This window comes from Legionella drozanskii LLAP-1, assembly GCF_001467585.1.
Classification (GTDB): Bacteria; Pseudomonadota; Gammaproteobacteria; order Legionellales; family Legionellaceae; genus Tatlockia; species Tatlockia drozanskii.
Genome location: NZ_LNXY01000027.1, coordinates 467416 through 490681 on the forward strand (window position 1 = coordinate 467416; position 23266 = coordinate 490681).

The following is a 23266-nucleotide window of genomic DNA, read 5'->3' on the forward strand; positions in this document are numbered from 1 at the left end:
ATCCTATGAACAAATGACTGACAGCGGATAGTCGTAACTAGGTGCAACTATGTTAAATACTCAATCCGCTCAAATGCTTTTAAATTTAGAGCTAGAAATCAAAAAATTAGAGAAACTACAAATTCAAGTCACTGTTGAAAAAAGGAAGTTTCAATCTAATGCAAGCAAATTAACCGGATTAGTCGCAACGGATTTAGATAAGCTAAGAATCCAAACCAATAATATCTCAAGTCGTTTAGCGCAAATTACTCAGGAATTAAACTCTCTTTATTTAACAAAGAACTTATTGACCACAACAGAAAGTCCTTCTGTTGAGCGGATCATTATTGGTGCCGGTGTAAGCGGTACCGCTCTTTTTGCTGAGCTCCCCCAAACACTACGCAAGAAAGTCACTCCCCAAGGCTTTCCAGCCGTCCTTGTCCTTAATGACCCAGCAAATTCTAATCAATGGCATAAAGATGGCAACACTTTAATGGGACAGCCTGCAAAAGTACAAACTCCTCAAGTTTTTAGCAGCCACTCCGAAGATTTTGCTAAAGATAAAATAGAAGCTCGTAATCCTTATCAATATGTCATGGCTGATGATTTCGATCAGTCTTTGGTCTGCTCACAGGATGATTTAATGATGCAGGTTTTACATGCTTCTGCTAGCAGTTTAGAAACCTTTGATGCCCAAGCTATTCAACCTGACTGGGATGACCCTAAATCGCTTCACCGTATTAAAATAACCCTAGGGGAAGAAACCCGCTACATCTATACAAACCATATCGACCTTTGTACCGGCCCTGGGCCCACTCGAAAATTAATGGACAGCCAAATTGCTCCACCGACAGCCCAAAAATTAATCAAACAAAACAATATTATTTATGGACAAGATAAGGGAAATGCAGAGCTAGCAGGTAGGGTTGTTTTTTATGGCGGCGGCGGAAGAAATGCTGCGATGATTCTTGATATTTTAAATGGCTATCAACCCAAGGTAACAGAATTCAATTGGATTGCTCGTAATGGTGAAGATTTTGATACCAACAGCATGTTTAATCGCATGTTTCAAGATTTAGATGCAGACCCACGATGCAAAATGCAGTTAGGTGAACTTCTTAAAATTGAGGAACTAAGCGCTGGAGAATTGACCTTATCTTTTGGCAAACCTACCAAAGCTAGAAAGAATAAAACTTTAGATGAAGCGCAAAAAACCATCGTCTGCGACCACTTAGTAGTCTCGATTGGTCAGGAACCTCATCCCTTAACTAAAAATTTAAAGGGATTTCTAGCATGCCAATTAGAAAATGAATTTCCTGGAATTCCATCAGCAACCAGCACTAATAAATCGGAAACTGAAATTATCCCGCTGGGTACGTATTCTCCTGATGGAAGTATAATGGCTTGGGGAGCGGCCGGAGCACTTGGTACTGGTCTAGATCAAAACAAAGCCTTCATTGATGGCGTGCAAAAACATGCCGAGAAACTTCCTCGTGAAAGCCGTGCAACGGTTGGGATTTTTCGCAGTTCTTGGACCATCCCTAAAATGGTTGAGATCTTAAGCTCTGTCTTTCCTGATAAGTTTTCAGCCGAGACTCATCGTAAAGTCCACTCCCTCGATATGCCTGATATTAATCACGCGACTCGTGGAGAGCTTTTTGAGCTCATTAGTGTTTGTATGGAGGGTGATCTCACTCCGAAAGAATGCTTAGAATTGACAGATAAGATTCTAGATCTTCGTTCTAAAGAACCGTTGGGCATTGATCATCCTGATCGATTAAAAGACAAGGTGCCCGATAAGGTACTGCTTCAGTTAAATAAACAGTACTTTATTTTCCATAACGAACCGGCAATAGTTGAGCCTAAAGTCAAAGTAGCTTGGGTAGCACCTAAAAAAGCGGAAGAGGAAGTTAAAATATCAAGTAATCCATCCACTCTTTTTGGAGTTAAAGCAAAGGCCCCGCCTAAAATTGATGAGTTTGACGCAGCAATCGAAAAATATAATTCTGAAGAAGTTGACAGCAATATCGAACTGCCCTTCATTTCACAAGAAACGGAAGCAACGAGCAATCGGGAAGAAGAAACAAGCCACGCTCGGCTTGAAGTTACTCCTTTAGCAATTTAACGAGAGTCAATTGCAGTTTTTTAAACCAATTGGGATAATTTGCTGTATAATGGCCGAATTAAATACGAAAGAGTTTATTGATATTTATGGGAGTTAACGCTTATACACTGCCTTTACTTGCGCTCAGTCACTCAGAAAAGCTTGATACAGCCTCATTTATTGTATTCGCTACGCGATTAGCTTCCAGTAAGGAAGCTGCTCAAAGGGATGAGGGTTCTCAAGAACCAACCACTCAGTATAAGGAAGACCTTGCTCCTACAGAAGAGCTTCACCTGAGGAAGTTGCTTGAGAGTATCGAAAACTTTTCATCAGAGAAATCAAAAGTTGATCCTGAACCTTCACTCACTCCTGAAGACCTTCATTATTTGCATCAATTTATAGAAAATAGCGATGTTGCGCTGTTGATTAAGCTTTCTATCCAAAATCCTGCGGTCAATACCCTATGTAACCACCCCAGCTTAAATGATTTTTGGAATGAGAAATGGCGCAAATGTGGACGTAACCCTAGTGAGCGAGCCCAAACCAATCATAACCCCATTCATGAATATTTACCTCAGCCCACTATCACTACCTTTGAATTAATCAAAGGACTTTTTGTTTATAGCCAATATATTGAACTGAGCAAGACTAACTTAAAGAATCAAAAATCTAGCGAGCAATATTTAAAATTAGCGGCAGAATTAAACTATTTTCCCGCCTTGAATGCCCTTTGCGCTCGCGCTTTAAAAAAGAATGAACCTTTAAAGGCAATTATTTATGCGCAAATCGCTGCTCAATATTATTGGACGCCCGGATTCTTATTACTTACTAGCGTTTATTATTCATTTAAGCTCTATCCGAACGCCTTGCAAAGTTTAATGATATGCGAAAAGTTACGACCTTTCTCGGACGTAATGATTAACAATGCTTATCAAGGCAAAACTTTAGAACAAATTTCAGAACCCTTGATGACTCAATTAAAGGTTAGTCGTTGGGATGAAACCATTAGTCTGATGGCTCAACGTGCTAATTTTCCTAAAGTTTCTTTAATCCCCAATAGTTTTTTTAGTAACGCCCGTCAAACCGTAGCAGAACTTACTAAGGTTTTACAGCAGGACTTATCTCCGGAACTTGAACTGGCTGCGGGAGAAGCTGAACAAGGTGCAGAAGCAGAATTATTCCATCTTTAATGTACTCTTTTTGATTGAGGCTACAAATTTTTCCCCTAATGGTTTACAATTCAAGGATTATTCTGTGGGTCTTAAGTTCTTATGGTCTTTGTCGCTTGTGGGCTAAATCATAAAACCGCTCCTCTATCTGTGCGTGAAAAAATCGCATTGCCCCTTGCTATGCATGATAATCTGCTTAACAAATTGGTCAATATTAGCACGGTCAATGAAGCAGCTATTTTATCTACCTGTAATCGCACTGAAATTTACTGTGAAACCAATGAGCCAGAAAGTATTGCGCCCTGGCTAGCTCATCAGCATCAACTCTCACCTGAATCCTTGTCACCCTACCTTTATATGCATCATGGCCATGAGGGTATTCGTCACACTTTGCGCGTAGCAAGTGGTTTAGATTCTATGATGTTAGGTGAACCACAAATTCTCGGACAAATGAAGCAGGCCTATCAATATGCTTGCCAATTAGGTACGGTTAAAACTAATTTACGCCAAGTTTTTCAATACATTTTTAGCGCAAGTAAGCGCATCAGAAGTCGCAGTGGTATTGGCACCAATCCAGTATCCATTGCTTACGCAGCGGTGCAGCTTGTCGGTCAATTATTTTCTAATTTTAATGACTTAAATGTTTTTTTAATTGGCTCAGGCGAAACAGCCACTCTTGTTGCTAAGTATTTACATAAACAAGGGGTTAGACACTTCCTCGTTGCAAGTCGCACAAGTGAAAATGCCAGACAGCTTGCAGCAGCATTTGATGGGGAAGCGTTAACAATTGGGGATATTCCCCAACATCTTGCTCAAGCGGATGTCGTTATTTCAGCAACAGCTTGCCCCTTGCCCTTTATTAATAAAAGCTTAGTTGAGCACGCCTTGAGTAAACGGGCTAATGCGCCGATGTTTTTTCTCGACTTAGCGGTACCTCGTGATATCGAAGCCGATGTCGCAGACTTAGAGAACGTTCATCTTTTTAATATCGATGATCTCCAATCCAGGATCGAAAAAGGTATGGATGAGCGCCGCTCTGCTGCCCTTCAAGCTGAACAACTCATCGAATCCGAATTAGACAATTACATTCGCTGGCATCGTTCATTGCGCGCTAAAGATGTCATTTGCGACTATCGTACTCGCATGCAAGATTTAGCACAGCGCGAATTACAGCGGGCTCAAGAAAAACTGCTTGCCGGCTATGGTCATGATAATGTCTTACAAGAATTTTGTGAGCGCTTAGTCAATAAGCTAACGCATCATCCAACCGTTGGTCTTCGCCAAGCAGCGCAGGATGGGCGTGAAGAACTCCTCGATTTAGTCCATTATTTATTTAATTCCACAATAACTCAAACACCTTATGAAGAAATCTCTTGAATCGAAACTCGAGCAAATGCTCGAGCGCTTTCAGGAAGTAGGCCGCCTACTCTCCGAAGCATCCATCATTGCTGATCATGATAAATTCAAAAATTTATCCAAAGAATATGCACAACTGGAGCCCGTTGCTAATTGTTATAATAGCTATGTTCAAGCTCGCGATAACTTAAGCTCTCTCCAAGAATTATTTGAAGGAGAAGATAAGGAATTAGCGGCAATGGCAGCGGATGAAATAGACGCTGCGAAAGAAAAACTAGAAGGGTTGGATGAGCAATTACAATGGCATCTAATCCCTAAAGATCCAGATGATGAACGTAATATTTACCTTGAAGTAAGAGCCGGCACCGGCGGTGACGAAGCGGCAATTTTTGCCGGCGATTTATTTCGTATGTATAGTCGCTACGCTGAAACGCAAGGTTGGCAAGTGGAAGTGGTCAGCTCGAGTCATGGCGAACATGGCGGTTATAAGGAAGTCATTGCGAGAATAAGTGGTCACTCCGTTTATTCGCAATTAAAATTTGAATCCGGTGCCCACCGAGTCCAACGAGTTCCTGAAACTGAGTCGCAGGGGCGTGTCCATACTTCAGCCTGTACTGTCGCCATTATGCCGGAAGTGGAAGAAATTGATGACATTGAAATTAATGGCGATGAATTGCGCATCGACACCTACCGCTCTTCGGGCGCTGGCGGTCAGCACGTCAATAAAACCGATTCTGCGATACGAATTACGCATTTACCAACTGGACTAGTGGTTGAATGCCAAGATGAGCGTTCTCAACATAAAAATCGCGCTAAAGCGATGGCCCTTCTCAGAACTCGTCTACTGGATGCTGAGCAAACTAAACAGCGCCAGCAACAGGCTCAAACGCGTAAATCGTTAGTCGGCTCCGGCGATCGTTCCGAACGTATTCGCACTTACAATTTCCCCCAGGGTCGCTTAACCGATCACCGCATCAATTTAACACTTTACCAACTAAATGATGTCATAGCAGGCGAATTATCACCTGTTATTGATGCGCTGAAACGCGAATATCATGCCGAATTACTTGCCGAGCTAGGACGCCATGACTGAGATAAAAACGGCGCTATTGCAAGCTACGGCTCAACTTGCAGCTGAAAGTGATAGCGCACGTTTGGACGCAGAAATTCTGCTTGCCCATGTCCTCATGAAATCGCGCACCTACCTTTATACCTATCCTGACGAACAATTAACAAAAGCGCAGTGGCAAACCTTTCAACAACTCCTCTCTAAACGAGCTCAGGGTGTGCCGATTGCCTATTTAACCGGTACGAGAGAATTCTGGTCCCTACCTTTAACAGTTTGCGAAGATACCCTTATACCCCGTCCCGAAACCGAACTTCTCGTTGAACTTACCCTAAGCCTGCTTAAGGATAAATCTAAAGCTCAAATTCTTGATTTAGGTACAGGAAGCGGCGCTATCGCTTTAGCCTGCGCTTCTGAGCGACCTGATTGGCAACTCATTGCCTGTGATTGCAGTTTAGGTGCATTACAGACCGCAGAAGAAAATGCGGCTCGTCTTAACATCACTAATGTTGATTTCTTCTATTCTAATTGGTTTGAAAAAATCTGTGAACCACAGAAATTTGACGCCATTATTACTAATCCTCCTTATATTGCAGGCAATGATCCTCATTTAATAAAAGGAGATGTCCGCTTCGAACCACGCTTAGCTTTGGTCGCTGGCGATAATGGTTTAGCAGCGATAAAATATATCATTCAACATAGTCTTGCTAGGCTTCATCCAGGCGGGCTATTATTAATCGAACATGGTTTTGATCAAAAATCTGCTGTAGAGTCTATGCTTAATGATCATGGGTATAGAGAAACACAGTGTTGGCAAGACTGGCAAGGTAATGACCGAGTCAGCGGCGGTAAACGAAAGGGTTGATGGCTGAACGGTTTTTTGATATACCTAGCGGTTTTCTAGCGCACGCCATAAATGGCTTGTTGGAGAGATACAAAAGCAGGAGGCATAGATGCCAGAACAATTAATTGATTCAAATAATGAGAGTAAACAAAACGTGAAAAATGACGCCGTTAGCAGTATGGGAATAGCTCCTTATCAGGAAACTGAAGGCGAAGAGTACATGAACGAAAAGCAGCTGGCACATATTGAAAAAATATTGCTTGCCTGGCGCCAATCCCTTATGGAAGAAGTGGACCGAACTGTAACTCATATGAAGGATGAAGCAGCTAATTTTCCCGACCCTTCCGATCGTGCGAGCCAAGAAGAAGAGTTTAGTCTTGAATTGAGAACTCGTGATCGAGAACGTAAATTAATCAAGAAAATTGAAGATGCGCTCGAGCGCTTACGTGATCAAGATTTTGGTTACTGTGAAGCCTGCGGTATCGAAATCGGCCTCCGCCGTCTGGAAGCACGTCCTACTGCTACTCTTTGCATCGATTGTAAAACACTTTCTGAGATTAAAGAACGTCAAAACCAAGGCGGTTAGTTTTAACTCCCTAAATACCTGGATGGTCGCTTGCGACCACCGGGCGTTGTATGCTTTACCACAGTTTCAACACTACCGAGCGGCAACCTGTCTTGAATTTCGCGCTACCCAACCGAATCCTAAAAACCCACAGCTTGATCACCTCCACTTTCGCGGAGGTTGACGAACCTTATTATTTTCAGCATTCAGTCCCCCCGCGAAAACGAGGGGGGGGGCCAGTCACTCCTATGCTAGAACTCCAGAACTTGTGGCTTCACTGATTCATAATAGGCAGATAACTCCGGTGGCAGCTCTAAATGATGCTCATCAATAAATGAGAATAACTCATCTTCCTCACCCATCTCGACCTCAACTCTTTTTTGAGCAAGGAGACCTAGTATATTTTTTAACCTACTGCCTGAACCAAAGAGACTACTTGAACCAAAGTATTCATCCATAATTTTATTGTGCACCAATTCAACAGCTCTAATTCTTATAGAATCCGTGCAGCCTTCCGTTTGCGATAAGGTCTGCAGAAACTGAACTTCTAAGTCCCTTTCGCCTTGTTGAAATAGCTTTTTTACCCATCGCCAAAAGGAACTCATCGATTGATAGGCAGCCTGATAATTAGTACCAAGTCTCTCTAAACTGCTTTCTAAACTGTCATTTGGTAGCGGCACTCTTAACGAGCTTTCGTGAAAGTAGTCCGCACACTCCTCGAGATCAGCAGAAAACTTATCAACCTTTTTTGTTAGATCTTTGATATTGTGTATCATCCAGACATAATTTTCCTCATCATCCCCATGCTCTTCTCTACTTTCATACGCCAGAATCCATTTTTGATGACACTCATGCAGGATCTCAAGATGCCTCAGACAAATTTCCGCAGTTTGTTCCAAGTTGTGCAGAAAAGGACTATCTTTTGCATAAGCATCAGGTCGAGCCAGTTCTGATTTCATATTTTCAAAATCTCTAATGTACCGAACTCCACGATATGGTTTAGGTCCTGAAGATATAGTGCCATTTATTTTATCTATATCATCCCAACTAGGATTTTCCTTATCACTCCAAAGTTTTTTGTTTGCTTTATTCATCTCCTTATCATCGGATCTGAAATCACGACGCACACCTAGACGTCCATTAGCGCGAGGATCAGTTTTCGCATAAACTGCAAAGGGCTTAGCCAAATTTTGAAGCTTTTCTGTATTGATTTCAGAGGCACTTTTTAATTCTTTTATCCACTTTTCTTTTGACATAATTTTCCCAAATTGTATATAAAATATTACAAAAGTCAGCATTATAATCAAAGAAAATAAGATAAGCAATTTATGATGCAATAGAGTGGAAGTTAGTTCAAAAGAGTGTATATAGGTTTATAGACTGTTCTTGGAAGCATAGCAAAGCTATGCTGTTGGTGTCGCTGCAGTAGATAATGCTTCCTTTAACTCAGAACATGACTGGTTAAAAAAAGTTCCAGCAGCGGAGCTTACACGAACTATAGCTTTGACATTCATGGTAGCACCATGGAGTATAGCAGCAGACACAAGAACGGCAGCCAAAGCCGCTAATTTTAATGCCAAACCACCTACAGTAGTAGTCATTGTGACGGCATTGTACAAGAAAGAATCAGAAGAGTTATCAATAGGTTCTTTAAGCTCTAGTGCATTTTGAATGCAGTTATCCACAATAAAGCCTATTTCTGTTTCATAAGCTTCCATATCCGCAGCCCTTGTAGGCAAAGGAAGATGCTTTATTAAAGCCTCCGCTTCATGGTACATTGCTATTGTATTTGTGATTCTACGAAGTTCTCGACCCCATAGCTCAAAAAGTTCTTTTTCTGAATACATTACAACCCTAGTTCTTAAATGCTCTGGTAATAATTCGATAATGCGTTTTCTTGTATTTTCATTTGAGCTGTTAATGAATACCTTATCTAAGTTAGTAAATACCTCATCACCCATCGCGATGAGACTTCCAGGAAAAACGACATGTCTCAAGTTATCACAGCCCCAAAATGCATGAGTTTTAATCGAGAGCAGACTCTCTGGAAAATTGATTTGTTGAAGATTTATGCAACCGCAAAATGCCCTTTCTTGAATCAAGGCCAGACTCTCGGGTATAGTTATCTCCCGAAGATTTTTGCAATCCATAAATGCCGCTCTACCAATCGAGGTTAGGTTTTTAGAAAGAGAAAGATTGACTTCTTGCAGAGCTTCACACTTGTAAAAAGCCTCTTCATCAATCCAGAGCAGGCCCTCAGGACAGCTAATCTTTTTTAGACGATTGCGACAGGGGAAAAATGCCCGCTTAGCGATCGAGGTTACATCACTAGGAATCTCAAAAGAACCATCCTTGAGGTCACTCGGATCAACCCGAACTAAGATGCGCCCATGTTTACCTTTTTCAAATAACATTGTTTAGTACCTCGATATTTTAGCAGGTAGAACCTGTGTTGCTGTCAACCTACGATTATTGTTCACTGGCGATATCACAGAAATTACAGCCGGTAGGGGTGTAAACATTGCTCTTCACAGTGATTGTTTAACTACTTATACAAACAATATTGTTCTATTTTAATACATAATGAATTTAATGTAAACATGCGAATTAGAAGAAAATTTATACTACACACGAGGCGAATAGGGGAGGAAGCAACGGAGTCATGCAAACCTAGGATGGGTCAAGGTCCATAACCGTCAAGCTAATTGTTAGCCTACAAGATTGAATTATTAGCTAAAGGGTTTAACCTGACGGCTATGGGCCAGGCCCAACCTACGCTAGATCGCCATAGTTTCAGCGGAGTACACGGTTTTATAATAGGCAGCTAACTCCGGAGGCAGCTCTAAATTATGCTCATTAATAAATAAGGATAACTCATCTTCCTCACTCATCTCGACAGTATCTTCTTTTTGAGCAAATAAATTAGCTAATATCTCTCTTAACCTACTGCCTGAACCAAAGGTAGTTTCTGAACCAAAGGTTTCATTCGCAATCTTATTGTGCACCAAGGCAATGGCATCCATTCTTATTGAATCAGTGCAACCTTCCGTCTTCGATAAAGTAGCGAGAAATTCAATCTCTTGGTCTCTCTCACTTCTTTGAAAAAACTGTTTTATCAATCGCCAAAGAAAATTCATCGCTTGATAGCTGGCTTTGTAACTATTATGAAGGGTTTCCAAAATCTCATCTAAATTTTCTTCTGGCAGCGGCTCTTCCAAGGAATCTTCACTAAAATATAAATAACAGTCGTAGAGATGATTATGAAAATCATCAATCTCATTCTGTAATCCTCGAATAAAATATTCTAAGTGCCCATATTGGGCATGAGGATTCATATCCTCTTCCCCTTCTTCATAAACCTTAATCCATTTCTTGAGGCACTCATGCCTAATCTCGAGATGCCTTAGATAACGTTCCGCGGCTAGTTCAAATCTATCAAAAATAACATTATAACTACTCTCATCTTCATCCCTACGCTCAGCTAATATTTTTGATTTCAGCGCTTTAAACTCATCACGGTAACCCGGCCCACGATAGTTGCCCCATCCTCTATAAAGCGCACCATGGATTTCATCCATTCGCTGCCAATCAGGGACTTCATAATAAGGGTTCCAAATTTCATTTCTTGCTTTTTCTATATCACTATAATCTGATACGAACTCAAAGAACTGACCAGTTAGTCCTTGCGCACGAGAGTTTATGGTTCCATAAGTTGCAAAAAGTTTAGCTAACTCTTTGAGATTCTTAGCATTTGCATTAGCTATTACTTTTAATTCTTTTGCCCAGTATTCCTTTAGCATCATAATTACTCACATTGCTTACAAAATGAAAACTTGCTTAGTATAAACAAAACAAAAGATAAATCAATTTTTAAGCTAATGCAGCTTTGGATCTCAGAAACAGGTGACCCAAGACCTAAGATGAAATTTACTCTAGGCCAAAATCGCCTCCGCCTTAGCAGCATAACGATTCACAGCTCCTTTATTAGCTTCGAGCACGGAAGTTGCGCTGTTTATCAGGCTTCTTTTGCGATTTTCATCTTGATGTAGTGAAATGATGCGATCAATTAAATCATCTGCATTATCTGCTAGCTCAATAGCCTGTGCTTCCTGCAGATCGCGACATATTGTTTTAAAATTATGTACCTGTGGTCCACTAAAAACGGGAACACGCATGGCAATAGGCTCTAAAACATTATGCCCGCCTACTGGCACCAAACTTCCACCCACAAAGGCATAATCACTGACTTGATAAAAGCCTAGCAATTCACCTAAGGAATCTAAAACAACTACTTCATTCTGAGTGTTTAAGGTTTCGATTTTAGAGCGAAGACCGGTATTAAAGCCTTGATCGACACACAATTGATATACTTTTTGAAAACGTTCAGGATGACGGGGAGCAATTAATAAAACCATATTGGCTAACCCCGCCTGTAGCTTTTTTAAACGGGATAAGATTTGCTGTTCTTCATCATCATGGGTACTAGCAACCATAACAACAGTACGCTCACTACCCCAGCAATTTTTTAATTGTGAAAAGATTTCTGAATTAATATTTTGCGTTTGTAAATCAAACTTCATATTGCCTAATACAACAACCCTCTCTAAATCAGCACCGAGGGATTTAAATCGCTTCGCATCATCTTCGCTTTGAGTAAAGATAGCCTTAAATTGGTTGAGCACTGGCTTGAATAAAAATTCTGCTTTTTTATAGCCCCGGCAGGATCGCTCGGATAATCGTGCGTTGATAAGAAAAAGAGGGACTTTTGCTTTCGTTGCATAATGAATCAAATTCGGCCAAAGCTCTGTCTCCACAAATAGCCCTAAACGTGGTTTTGTTTTCTTAAAAAACCGCCTCACAACGATAGGCAAATCATAGGGAACATAGCGATGACTTACTTTATCGCCAAAACGAACTTTAACGCGTTCCGCTCCAGTAGGTGTCATTGTCGTAATTAAAACTCGCCATTTTTTGTCGAGCAATGCATCAATCAAAGGGGTTACTGCAATAACTTCTCCTAGAGAAACTGCATGCACCCAAATATCTACCTCTGGTGCCGGCCGCTTATCAAGAGAAAAACGTTCAGACATGCGCTGACGATAACTAGGCAAACGACGTCCTTTCCACCAAAGACGAATAATTAAATACGGGGTCAATAAATACATTAAGAAAGAATAAATCTGACGCATAACATTCTCAGGTGAAAAATCGCAATTATATCGTTATTTTATTGTTTTGAGCCAGGTTATGAGTCATTTTAAATAAGTTTGATGGTATTGACCTAATTTTTGGATTCAGGGATAAAATCAAAAATTACGCATATTAAGTAAAAATTAATCTTAATAACAGTGTCGTCTAAGCTATTTTAAAGCTAAAATTAGAAATAACTAAAATTGGAATGCGAGCTAATGAATTTTCGCCAATTTTTTATCAGCAATCAATGGTGGGGGAAACTGATTGGTGCCTTCCTAGGCTATATAGTAGGGGGCTCAGCAGGTGCTCTATTTGGCCTTTTAATTGGTAATTTTTTCGATCGCGCGCTCGTTGAATACTACAATCGACCTGATTGGTATTATTATTCAGAAAAACGAGATGCCGTGCAGAAAGTATTTTTTGAAGCCACCTTTTCCATTATGGGCCATATTGCTAAAGCCGATGGACGTGTATCGGAACAAGAAATACAAATGGCAAAAAACTTAATGGATGAGATGCGTCTAAATCGTGAACAAAGAACGGCAGCTCAGCAGTTTTTTAATGAAGGAAAAAAAATAACCTTTGATATGGTAGAAATACTTAATTCTTTAGAAAATGCTTGTCGTGATAATCCTGATTTGTTGAAATTATTTATGGATATCCAATATCGCGCAGCTCTAACGGATAGTTTCTCAGAAAGAAAAATTCAGGCGCTTGATGTAGTTTTTCAACGTTTAGGTTTTGCCCCTATACGTAACCAGTATCGCTTTTATGAAGATTTTGGTTTTCAAAATACAGGGAGCTCATCCCGGTCGGGCAATCAACGTTCTTATACCTATAACCGCAGTCGTGGTTATCAAGCTCCTCCTCAGCAAAATGGTTTAGCGTATGCATATGCAATACTGGAATTAAACCAAAATGCAAGTAAACAAGAAGTTAAACGAGCTTATCGACGACTAATCAGTCGAAATCATCCTGATAAATTGATAGCTCAGGGTTTACCTGAAGAAATGATTAAAATTGCTAATGACAAAACGCAGAAAATAACTAAAGCTTATGAACAAATTTGCACGAGTAAAGGTTGGTAATTTTAGAAAGTCAGCAAAATATCTTGATGTTGTCACCTCAAGAATGCCTAGTCGGAAAGCCATTCATTAGCGTGACTGGTGGTTTCGCACGCTCAGTGCGGCGTAAATGCTTCATCCATCCATGTAAATAAGCCACCAACATTCGCCTATTGTATAAATAATCATGAGTTGCTCCAGGAAGCTGTATGACTCTGTACTGTGGATTCTGATTAGTCTTCCGACGGGCTGCAATCTGATTTAAAACGGGCGTGTAATCAAATTGCCCCATGATATCCAGCACGGGAAATGCTATTTTTTTCAGTAACTCCGGCTCGTCTTTTGCCATAGGTTCACTAAACGCCGAGAGTAAAATTAATCCATTGACTTGTTTGGCTTGTAATTTGGAGAAATAACCTAATAAGACTTGTAATTGAGAACCATAATAGAGCAGCACTATCCGCTTATTCGTTTTTTGGCGTAAATTTGACAGGGCATCAGGTAATTGCCCAATCCAGGCCATTCTATCTTTTTGTTGCGCATCTAATATCGCAACAGACCAGCCTAGTTTCGCAAAACGTTTCGCTAAATTAGTCGATATAGTAAAACCTTCTCCAAATGGCTCTTCTTTTACAATGAGAATCCCACCGTATTGTTTTTTAGTTTGCGCAGGCCAATAGGCTAAGCTTATTTTTTGTCCATTGGCTTGAATCTCAAGATTTTCAGCCTTACCCTCAGAAATTGTCAAAATGACCAATAAACAAATTCCGATAAATAGTCGCATTGTTAATTAGTCTTAGTGGAGAATAGATTAATAAAGCAAAAATCCTGCCTTATTTGTTAGGAATTTTTCGGTTGTTCGGAGTGGTTGAATGGTTAGATAGGCCAGGCGTTTTTCGGTTGAACCGTAGCAAACTGTATTTACGATATCCCCGCGGCTTGATTGCGGGGTTCATAGATCTTGCTCGCTCTGCTTTCTAGCCCTATTGAAAATGGACCCCATGGTCAAGCAACGGGGTTTCGCCAGATCTAGCGTTGTTAACAATCTGCCAAGTTTTCATGTGTTTAACTATGGCATTTACAAAAACGGTTGGGCCAAGGCCCAACCTAGCTTACTCAGCAAACTCAACTCCTTCAGCATCCAAATTAGCTCTAGCATATTCAGCTAACAATTTATGAGCTGGGGCTGTAGGATGAACGGGGTCGAAAAAGAAATATCCCTCGCAAATATCATCTGAAGCTTTTAATTTTCCTTGGGCTGCAATCCGAATAATGGAATTTCCTGTGGATTTATCAATCTTTGCCGCATAGCAAGTCTCCTTGATATTTGTAAATCCATAACTCTCAGGAGAATTAAGTAACTTACTCATCTCGCTTTCGACATCTAAATAGATCCACTGCACTCCTGGATCCGTTTCTTTTAACTTATTCACAGTCTTACGTAAGAGTAAATTATGTCGTTTGCTAAAAAAAGAGAGCGCTTTTTTCTCTTCAAACTCGCTGGCAATCGGCGTCCTTCCTAAATCAGGAATATTGACAACCATGATATGTTTAGCTCCAGCATTCGCTAAGCGCTTTAGCCCCGCCACGATTCCCCTGTTGACTTCGGTTAAAGTATCTTCTGCGCTTTCTGGAACACCTAAGTAATTATTCGCTCCAATCCAAACGATATATAAATTATTCTCATCTGCTTTGCCTTGATGAGCGTTCAAATAAATATCAAGTTCCCGTTTTAAGGTCATTAATACATCACTTTCCTCATCAGAGATCCCTGCACCACCAAACGCATAATCAAATAAATGCTCATTCAGATTCGTGGGAAAATAAGATTCTGTTAAACGCTCAACCCAAATCGGCCCATTTGAGAAACGGCCTGCAAAATAAGGCGGGGATTGGGGGATTTTACGCCCCATGTATTCATAAAGATTACCATTGTCAGACAAGCTATCACCAAAAATAACTATATTATTCAAGGGACTAGCCATAATAAGACTGGAAAATAAAAACGCAAATAAAGTAAATAGGACTCTCATCTGCAACCTTATCAATTAGATTCATAAAACGTCGAACGGATTATAATATACAACATCCAAATCACTAGGCAATCAATTTTTTTTACACTATGAATATCTGAACGACTTTATTAGTGAATCACCCGCCTTCTTGCTTGGCTAAGCCCTTGTTTAGTTTCTGAATCTTTTCCTGATGCAACGCTTTATTCCCAATACCCTATAATTTAATTTAAGACACCTCTCATTGAGATAAATTGATGCAAATTTCTCGAACTCTTTTATCTAAGGCTGTAGAGGCAAAAATTATCACTAAGCCCCAGGCAAATGCCTTGTTCGACTTTATCGAAAATGAATCCAAACAAAGTCCCGATTTTACAATGACTAATGTGCTTTACTATTTAGGAGGATTAATTGCCATTGGGGCAATGACCTTGTTTATGAATCTTGGTTGGGAAATCTTTGGTGGTTGGGGAATTTTTTATCTGTCCCTGCTCTATGCCATCATTGGTCTATACCTATCTTCAAAATTTAAGAAAAAAAATCTCGTTATCCCAGCAGGTATATGTGCAACCTTTGTCGTTGCTTTAACCCCTTTAGCGATTTATGGATTGCAACGAGGTATGGGTTGGTGGCCTGATGATACCACTTATCGCGATTACCATACTTTCATTAAATGGCATTGGATTTTTATGGAATTGGGTACTTTAATTGTGGGCTTGATCTTGGCCTGGATTTATCGCTATCCCTTTATGATTATGCCTATTGCTGTGACGCTTTGGTATATGTCGATGGATCTAACTCCCATGCTTACTGGCGGTGATGCTAGTTTTGATCTCAGTTCCAAGGTATCCATGTATTTTGGTTTATTGACTATGCTAATCGCCTTCCTGACTGATATCAAATCACGTCATTCTGCGGATTATGCTTTTTGGTTGTATCTTTTCGGGGTAATGGCTTTTTGGGGTGGCTTAACTTGTCAACAATCGGATAGTGAGCTATCAAAATTCTTTTATATGTGTCTTAATCTGCTCATGATTGGTGTAGGAGTTATCCTAGTTAGGAAAGTTTTCGTCATTTTTGGCGCCTTGGGATGCTGTATATATTTAGGACATCTTGCCTCTGAAATATTCAAAGATAGCCTACTTTTCCCTTTTGCCCTTTCCTTGATTGGTTTAATTATTATCTATCTTGGAACTTTATGGCAAAAGCATGAAGCGTTAATTACGAAAAAAGTCCAATCCATCCTCCCGAAGGCAGTGCGAGAACTATTACAATCGCGACATTAAATTGAGCATGCTCGGCCTGACGTATATAAAATTAAGCTACTCAGGAAAAAAAAGCTTTTCTGATTCTAAAAACTACTGTATAGTTTTTTTATACGCATATTTTCCTGTTTCACAATGCAACTATATCGCCTCATCAACATTACAATTATTTCTCGTCCAATTATCGGCTGATAGCCGATCTCATACTCTCACATCAAAATTTATCTCCAAAACCTTTTTAAACACCAAGCGATAAGGTGACTTATGACTTACCAGAAAAACAATTACCTCCCCTACTCCATGTGGCTTTTGCCCCTACTCTTTTTTGCTTACCAATTTATCTTGCGCTTATGGCCAGGCTTGATGATGCAGCAAATTATGAGTCAATTTTCTATTAATGCCAGTCATTTTGGTTTTCTTGCCGCACTCTATTATTATGGCTATTCTGGTATGCAAATTCCTGCTGCTATTCTGCTTGAACGCTTTAGCGCTCGCTCGGTAATTTGTGTCTTTGCTTTGCTTTGTGGTATCGCTACTCTAACGTTCACCTACACCAATAATTGGTATCTCGCCTGCCTAAGCCGTCTATTGGTCGGTGCTGGTTCGGCAATTGGTTTTCTTGGGGTCTCTAAGGTTGTATCGGAATGGTTCCCAAAAAATCGCTATGCCAGAATGGTAGGTCTCTCCTTTAGTTTTGGCCTTCTTGGCGCAATTTATGGGGGTAAACCCATCAGCTTACTCATTGCAAATTATAGTTGGCAAAGCGTGGCCAGTTGTTTAGCTGTAACTGCAATTTTACTTGGTTTTATCGTTTATTTTTTCTTGTCGACTCCTGGTCAAAACCAGGGTTCAAGCACCGAAAATCAATTCAAACTTGGGTATTTTAAAACTCTACTTTCGTCGCCGCTCATATGGCTTTTAGCGATCGCTAATTTTCTGATGGTAGGATCCTTAGAAGGCTTTGCTGATGTTTGGGGGGTTTCCTACCTTATGACAGCCTTTCACTTACCTAAGGGAGATGCGGCACAATTAGTTTCGTTTATTTTTGTCGGTATGTTGTTTGGCGGTCCGTTGCTGGCCTTTCTTAGCAATCGATTTGGTAATTATTTAACGATAAGCTTAGCTGGCGTACTGATGGCGATTGTCTTCTTATTATTGCTATCCACTTCAGAATATAACTGGTTTTGGTTTGCCGGCTTATTCTTTGTCATTGGTATCATGTGCTGTTATCAAGTCATTGTTTTTGCTGCTGGCGCCGACTTAGTTAGCCCCAAGCTATTGGGCGTTACGGTTGCTTTTCTCAACTGCATAAATATGCTGGGCGGCTCGTTTTTCCACACACTTATTGGACATCTTATGGATTCCACCTGGGCCGGCGAAATGAGCAATGAAGGATTAAGGTTATACACTTTGAACTCTTATTATTCATCCTTGATTATGATTCCTTATTGCGCAATACTTGGAGCTTGCCTGTGTGGACTTCTTGGTTATTTGTTACGTAATCAACGAGGGCTAGAGCAACCAAAATTAAGTGTTGTGGAGCTTTGAAAGGCAAGTTTATACACGAGGCAACTGTCTCTTGCAGGGAAGCTCTTTAAAGGCTCAAGCCACGCTGTTTGCCCCCGGAAAGCGGGGGCTAGGAACTGTCTAGCTCGCGTAGCAACTGACTTGAAGACAGATGCTACAATATTTGCAGAAATTCGTTAAGTGATATTAAACAAGGACCGCTGTGAAGCATCGATAGCAGTTGAAATATCTTCATCCGAGTATTCTGGAGCTGGCTTAAGCGCAGCTTCCGCAGGGCGATTTCCTCCAACGCAACCAAATTGACTATGTCTATTCTTACCAACGCTGATTTGACTCTCAACGTTGATGTGGACCTGCATTGGATAATTGTTTAGTGTTCTAAAAAGTCTATTCGCTATAGTTTCAGTATAGTTATGTTCTACCTGCTTAAGGTAACGATATAAATAGGAAAACTCCCTTGGCATATCAATATAAGCGTCTGTCTTATGGATGCCATTCTGTAATGCGTTACCATAAAGTTGATCTAATGTTTCGAGCTTTTTTAAAGCGACTCGGTGAATTAAGGTGGCTTTTGTAAGATCTCCTTTCAAAATGCATTCATTGCAATCTTCCATCAACTGATAAGCATCAGCCATATATACCGTATTGATTAAACCATAATAGCTTAGTAAAGTAGCATGGAGTTGCGCATTGAACCCCTCCTCTGCCCCATAAACACTACTTTCAGTTCTATAAAAAGAGCTACGTTTCAACAGCTTAAATATATCCTGAAGATGTATATTCGCTGCTGTGAAGTTAGCTGATTTACAGAGTATTCTAGTTTCATTAATTTTTTTTTCTAACTGGGCAAGATAAGTTAAGTACATTTTCTTTTAGAGGTTGATGAAAAGATGCACATCATATAGAGAAAACCTTAAGGGAAGATTAAGGCGTTATAGCTCGCTTAGTAGCGAGCTATCAATGAGGATGCTTTTTTTGCGCAATGACTAGCTTGAAGTTCCAACACTAGCGCTCTTCGAGAGGCATAAAAGATTAATTTTTTTCCTGCGTAGCGCCTAAAGAAGTCAATTTTAATTGTCTACCACAAACCCATGCCTTATTTAAATCTTGGAAGACTTCTTTTGACATACCTTTAGGCAGGCGTACTGTCGAATGATCATCATGAATTTTTAATCCTGTAATAAAGCGGCTTTGCAATCCTGCTTCATTGGCGATTGCACCGACAATATTACCTGGTTTTACCCCATGAACTCGGCCAACCTCAAGACGGAATAATTCTTGCGGGTGATCGTCACGGAAATTCTTTTTATCGACTTTTCCACGCTCACTCATTCCTCGACTTGAGCCACCACGACCGGTTTTAAATTCGCCATCCCTAACTCGCGCTTCTTTAGCAGCACGGGGAGCTTTTGGAAATTCCTGCTGCCAAGGCTTATCTTGATTAAGCAGAAGCGCAAGTGCTGCCGCTACATCCACTGGTGATACTTCGTTATTCTTAAGAAATTCTTCAATAATCCGCTGATAAGCAGGAAGATTTTCATGCTGCAAACGTGAAGTAATATTCGCCATAAATCGCTGCTGTCGCGCGACTTGAATCATGTGATCATTAGGCACATTAATTTTTTCAATACGCTGACGAGTATGACGCTCAATAGTATTTAAAATACGTGACTCTTTAGGTGTGATAAACAAAACCGTCACCCCACTTCGTCCCGCTCTTCCTGTACGTCCTATGCGATGCACGTAAGTTTCACAATCATGAGGAACGTCATAGTTAATAACATGAGTAACACGTTCAACGTCTAAGCCACGAGCAGCAACGTCTGTTGCAACGAGAATATCAATTGCACCTTGTCTAAATTGCGCAATAATTCGCTCGCGCAACGCTTGAGTGATGTCACCATGGATTGCCATAGCGCGATAGCCTTGTTGCTGTAACAACTCAGCGACTTCTTCAGTGCTGCTTTTAGTACGCACGAAAACGATGACGCCTTGATAATCTTCAACAGACAAGACACGAAGCAAGGTATCTGGTTTCTGAGCTACAGAAGCAAAGACAAAACGTTGTTCAATGCTTTTTACTGTAGCGGTATCTGCGCGGATTTCTACGGAGACAGGGTCATTCAAATAATTATTCGCGATTTGACGAATCTGATGAGGCATTGTTGCTGAAAATAAGGCCATTTGTTTTGCAGCAGGTAATTTAGAGAGAATTGCTTCGACATCCTCAATAAATCCCATACGCAACATTTCATCAGCTTCATCAAGAACAAACGTAGAAAGTTGACCAAGTTGTAAGGTTCCGCGATCAATGTGATCCAGAATTCGGCCTGGAGTACCTACTACAACTTGCGCTCCATCACGTAATTGCTTTAATTGACGGCGGTAATCTTGACCACCACAAAGAACAGAAACGGTAATGTTCTGACGAGCACTTAACAACTCAAATTGCTCAGCAACCTGAATGGCAAGTTCGCGAGTTGGCGCTAAAATTAAGGCCTGCGTCGCTGATGAAGAATGTGACATATTTTGGAGAATAGGCAATGCGAAAGCAGCCGTCTTACCCGTACCTGTTTGCGCCTGAGCGATTAAGTCACGGCCTTGAAGTAATAAAGGAATAGTTTGTGCCTGAATTGGAGAAGGTGTTTTAAACTTCATATCCTCAAGTGCTTTTAATATATTATTAGATAAATTGAGGTCTGCGAAGTTTAGAGATTGTTGTGTCATATGAAGTTCCAAAAATAAAGCAATAATCAAAAAATGGGTTTAGTAATGTAAAATTTGCTCACTATAATAACAAAATATGCAAGATTATGCACGAAATTTTATTCTTTACCCCTCAGAATAGACTGAACAAAAAGAGAAAATCTGCAATTGCTCAACCGATTCGGCTGCGAAAATACCATCCTCAGCCTTTGATTTTTCGGGGCCTCATGGAATTTATTTCATCTCTTTGCATTTTGGCAAGATACATTGCTCGATCTGCTAGCATCATTAATTCCTCAATTGATTGAGTATCATCGGGATAAGTTGCCAATCCTATGCTAATCGAGCTGTAAAAGTCTTTATTTTTAAACTTAAAGACTTGTTTGAAGGCATGTTTAATTCGTTTAGTAATGACTTCTGAAATTTTTTCGCCCCGGGAGTGTACTACAATTGCAGTGAATTCGTCTCCTCCTAATCGCGCAATAAAATCAGCCTCACGAAAACAGCCTCTTAGCCGTCTTGCCGTTTCTGCAAGTAAATAATCACCTGCATCGTGGCCCCAATGATCATTGATATGTTTCAGATTATCAAGATCCATAAAAAAAATAGTGACACAGTGTTGATGAGATAGAGAAGCAACAATCGCCTCTAAATTAAATTTAAAATATTGCCGATTGGGTAAATCAGTGAGTTCATCAAAACAGGCCAAATAATGATACTTGTCTTTTTCAAGCTGTAAAGAGTAATTTCTATTGTATAATAATTGTTCATAGCGCTTACTTTCACGCATTAAACTGTCTAGCGTGGTAGCAATGATTACAAAGGCGAATAAATGGTTAACCCACTCAATAACCGACAAATAAGTGTCAGGAATAGAATAGTAAGGAGGGATTGAAACGATTCTGCATCCAACAATAATTAGAAAAACTAGTATTGAATATACATATAACCCAGAGCGTCCCACAAGCGCCACACTGAGGACAGGTATAATATAAAACCAGACTGAAAAAGTTGCCCCTATTCCTCGCACTAGATAATTAGCGATCAAAACCGTTAAAAAGATAATTAAAGTGATCACATGCCCGCAAAACAATGTGTTTTTACTGCGAATTAGTAGGTACAAATTCCCCAAGCCTAAGAGAGTTGCCGTACCAATTAGCGCCACTAAATACCAAAGCTTTAAAGAAATATAAATATATAAGCCAAGAGCGCAAATAATAAAGAATTCAACAGTTATATACTGAATTATATAATATTGACGACGATGAGCTTCTATTAAGTCAGAATTACTCTTGTACTTAAAAATGCTATTCTGTCCTTGCATAAAGTCCTTTTAATTTCATCGGGGATTTAAGGAGGTTGCTCTATTAATTATGAACCTAAATCAGGGATGGAGCAAATTGCGCAATAATTTAACAATTTAACGACGCATTGACAAGAGACCCAGTACTCAATTTAGCAAAAATGGTCAAATTTTTGTTTCACTAAGCAATTAACATTTGTTTTGTAATTAAGTGAATCTGAATCGAGAAAACTATGAATTATGAACATCAATTAGAAAAAGTCATTGCCTTTATCGGGAAACATCTTGATGAAAAACTGACTCTAAGCCAATTGAGTGATCTGGCCTGCTTTTCAAAATATCATTTTCATCGCTTATTTACGGTCTATACAGGCTTATCTTTACAGCAATATATTCGATGGCTGCGGTTAAAACGAGCGGCCCATCAATTACTGATTAATAGAGATAAAACAATTATTGAAATTGCAGTCAATGCGGGTTTTGAATCTCATGAAGCATTCGCTCGTGCATTCAAACAGAGTTGTGGTATGAGTCCTAAAGCATTTCGCTTGCATTCAAACTGGCAGCTCTGGGAGAAACAACCCTATTGTTTGCCTAAACAAGGTGAAATAATGATGAAGGTCCTAATTAAAAACATGGATGCTAAACGTTTGGCAGCCGTAGAGCATCGCGGTTCCCCTGAAAAGTTACAATCTAGCGTCAATAAGTTGATTAACTGGGCAAAATCTCAAGCGATGAACCTAAAACCAAAAGCGGGAGAATCGTTTGGCTTTGCTTATGATGATCCAAAGACAACGTTGCCAGCCGATTTTCGCTTCGATTTGGCGATTAAAGTACCAGAACAATTAAAACTCGAAGGCGAGGTCATTGAAAAACGTCTACCCGCTGGCCGATATGCAGTAGCAGTACATAAAGGCTCACGAGATTTAATTGGTGATACCGTCTATGGCTTGTATCGGGACTGGCTTCCTAAATCAGGTGAGGAATTAGGTGATTTACCCTGTATTTTTTGTTATTACAACTTCGACCATGAAGTGGCTGAAACCGAATTACTTACAGAGTGTTGGTTATTACTCAAGTAGCGCTGTTAGATTAAGACGAATGAAGTCACTT

19 protein-coding genes are annotated in these 23266 nt (G+C 40.1%); 10 read left to right on the forward strand and 9 right to left on the reverse strand.

Annotated elements, in window-relative coordinates; translation table 11 throughout:
- Nucleotides 1-49: 49 nt before the first annotated feature.
- The 6 genes from Ldro_RS11225 (at nucleotide 50) to dksA (ending at nucleotide 7104) form a co-directional block, all read left to right on the forward strand.
- On the forward strand, nucleotides 50-2104 hold the full coding sequence (locus tag Ldro_RS11225) for a hypothetical protein (protein ID WP_058496504.1): 2055 nt from the start codon (nucleotides 50-52) through the stop codon (nucleotides 2102-2104).
- An 86-nt stretch (nucleotides 2105-2190) separates the two neighbouring features.
- Entirely contained in the window at nucleotides 2191-3273 is a 1083-nt protein-coding gene (locus Ldro_RS11230; RefSeq protein ID WP_058496505.1) for a DUF5630 domain-containing protein, read from the forward strand.
- Nucleotides 3274-3354: 81 nt separating this feature from the next.
- Complete coding sequence (gene hemA, locus Ldro_RS11235) at nucleotides 3355-4629, forward strand: glutamyl-tRNA reductase (RefSeq protein WP_058496506.1); 1275 nt, start codon at nucleotides 3355-3357, stop codon at nucleotides 4627-4629.
- Nucleotides 4613-5701, forward strand: coding sequence for a peptide chain release factor 1 (gene prfA, locus Ldro_RS11240; protein ID WP_058496507.1), 1089 nt, complete (start codon nucleotides 4613-4615; stop codon nucleotides 5699-5701). Before hemA ends, prfA begins: the two co-directional genes overlap by 17 nt.
- A complete protein-coding gene (gene prmC / locus Ldro_RS11245; protein ID WP_058496508.1) occupies nucleotides 5694-6539 on the forward strand; it encodes a peptide chain release factor N(5)-glutamine methyltransferase in 846 nt (281 codons plus the stop codon). The genes prfA and prmC overlap by 8 nt, the downstream gene beginning before the upstream one ends.
- An 88-nt stretch (nucleotides 6540-6627) precedes the next feature.
- Nucleotides 6628-7104, forward strand: a complete 477-nt coding sequence (dksA, locus tag Ldro_RS11250; RefSeq protein WP_058496509.1) for an RNA polymerase-binding protein DksA — start codon at nucleotides 6628-6630, stop codon at nucleotides 7102-7104.
- 230 nt (nucleotides 7105-7334) lie between these two features.
- Here dksA and Ldro_RS11255 read toward each other — a convergent pair whose 3' ends face one another.
- The 4 genes from Ldro_RS11255 to waaA all read right to left on the reverse strand — a co-directional run bounded on the left by Ldro_RS11255 (nucleotide 7335) and on the right by waaA (nucleotide 12272).
- Nucleotides 7335-8339: a hypothetical protein gene (locus Ldro_RS11255; RefSeq protein WP_058496510.1), complete on the reverse strand. Its 1005-nt coding sequence runs from the start codon at nucleotides 8337-8339 to the stop codon at nucleotides 7335-7337.
- Between the two features lie 147 nt (nucleotides 8340-8486).
- On the reverse strand, nucleotides 8487-9497 hold the full coding sequence (locus Ldro_RS11260; protein WP_058496511.1) for a leucine-rich repeat domain-containing protein: 1011 nt from the start codon (nucleotides 9495-9497) through the stop codon (nucleotides 8487-8489).
- A gap of 363 nt (nucleotides 9498-9860) precedes the next feature.
- Entirely contained in the window at nucleotides 9861-10886 is a 1026-nt protein-coding gene (locus Ldro_RS11265; protein ID WP_058496512.1) for a hypothetical protein, read from the reverse strand.
- A 129-nt stretch (nucleotides 10887-11015) separates the two neighbouring features.
- Nucleotides 11016-12272 carry a lipid IV(A) 3-deoxy-D-manno-octulosonic acid transferase gene (gene waaA, locus Ldro_RS11270; protein WP_058496513.1) on the reverse strand — a complete coding sequence of 419 codons (1257 nt, stop codon included), beginning with the start codon at nucleotides 12270-12272 and terminating at the stop codon, nucleotides 11016-11018.
- Nucleotides 12273-12491: 219 nt separating this feature from the next.
- On the opposite strand from waaA, the gene djlA reads away from it, so the two are divergent.
- Entirely contained in the window at nucleotides 12492-13364 is an 873-nt protein-coding gene (gene djlA, locus Ldro_RS11275; RefSeq protein WP_058496514.1) for a co-chaperone DjlA, read from the forward strand.
- A 37-nt stretch (nucleotides 13365-13401) separates the two neighbouring features.
- On the opposite strand, the gene Ldro_RS11280 is transcribed toward djlA, so the two are convergent.
- Together Ldro_RS11280 and plaA are read right to left on the reverse strand one after the other, a co-directional pair.
- On the reverse strand, nucleotides 13402-14124 hold the full coding sequence (locus Ldro_RS11280; protein WP_058496515.1) for an alpha/beta hydrolase family protein: 723 nt from the start codon (nucleotides 14122-14124) through the stop codon (nucleotides 13402-13404).
- A gap of 328 nt (nucleotides 14125-14452) precedes the next feature.
- Nucleotides 14453-15373, reverse strand: coding sequence for a GDSL family lysophospholipase PlaA (gene plaA, locus Ldro_RS11285; protein ID WP_058496516.1), 921 nt, complete (start codon nucleotides 15371-15373; stop codon nucleotides 14453-14455).
- 236 nt (nucleotides 15374-15609) lie between these two features.
- Here plaA and Ldro_RS11290 point away from each other — a divergent pair, with 236 nt between their 5' ends.
- Nucleotides 15610-16638: a hypothetical protein gene (locus Ldro_RS11290; protein ID WP_058496517.1), complete on the forward strand. Its 1029-nt coding sequence runs from the start codon at nucleotides 15610-15612 to the stop codon at nucleotides 16636-16638.
- Between the two features lie 243 nt (nucleotides 16639-16881).
- Complete coding sequence (locus Ldro_RS11295; RefSeq protein ID WP_058496518.1) at nucleotides 16882-18165, forward strand: MFS transporter; 1284 nt, start codon at nucleotides 16882-16884, stop codon at nucleotides 18163-18165.
- A 155-nt stretch (nucleotides 18166-18320) separates the two neighbouring features.
- On the opposite strand, the gene Ldro_RS11300 is transcribed toward Ldro_RS11295, so the two are convergent.
- The 3 genes from Ldro_RS11300 to Ldro_RS11310 all read right to left on the reverse strand — a co-directional run bounded on the left by Ldro_RS11300 (nucleotide 18321) and on the right by Ldro_RS11310 (nucleotide 22174).
- Nucleotides 18321-19010, reverse strand: a complete 690-nt coding sequence (locus Ldro_RS11300) for a hypothetical protein (RefSeq protein ID WP_058496519.1) — start codon at nucleotides 19008-19010, stop codon at nucleotides 18321-18323.
- A gap of 166 nt (nucleotides 19011-19176) precedes the next feature.
- On the reverse strand, nucleotides 19177-20871 hold the full coding sequence (locus Ldro_RS11305; protein ID WP_058496520.1) for a DEAD/DEAH box helicase: 1695 nt from the start codon (nucleotides 20869-20871) through the stop codon (nucleotides 19177-19179).
- A 181-nt stretch (nucleotides 20872-21052) separates the two neighbouring features.
- Nucleotides 21053-22174 carry a GGDEF domain-containing protein gene (locus tag Ldro_RS11310; protein ID WP_065235931.1) on the reverse strand — a complete coding sequence of 374 codons (1122 nt, stop codon included), beginning with the start codon at nucleotides 22172-22174 and terminating at the stop codon, nucleotides 21053-21055.
- A gap of 212 nt (nucleotides 22175-22386) precedes the next feature.
- On the opposite strand from Ldro_RS11310, the gene Ldro_RS11315 reads away from it, so the two are divergent.
- Nucleotides 22387-23235: an AraC family transcriptional regulator gene (locus tag Ldro_RS11315; RefSeq protein WP_058496521.1), complete on the forward strand. Its 849-nt coding sequence runs from the start codon at nucleotides 22387-22389 to the stop codon at nucleotides 23233-23235.
- Nucleotides 23236-23266: the final 31 nt, after the last annotated feature.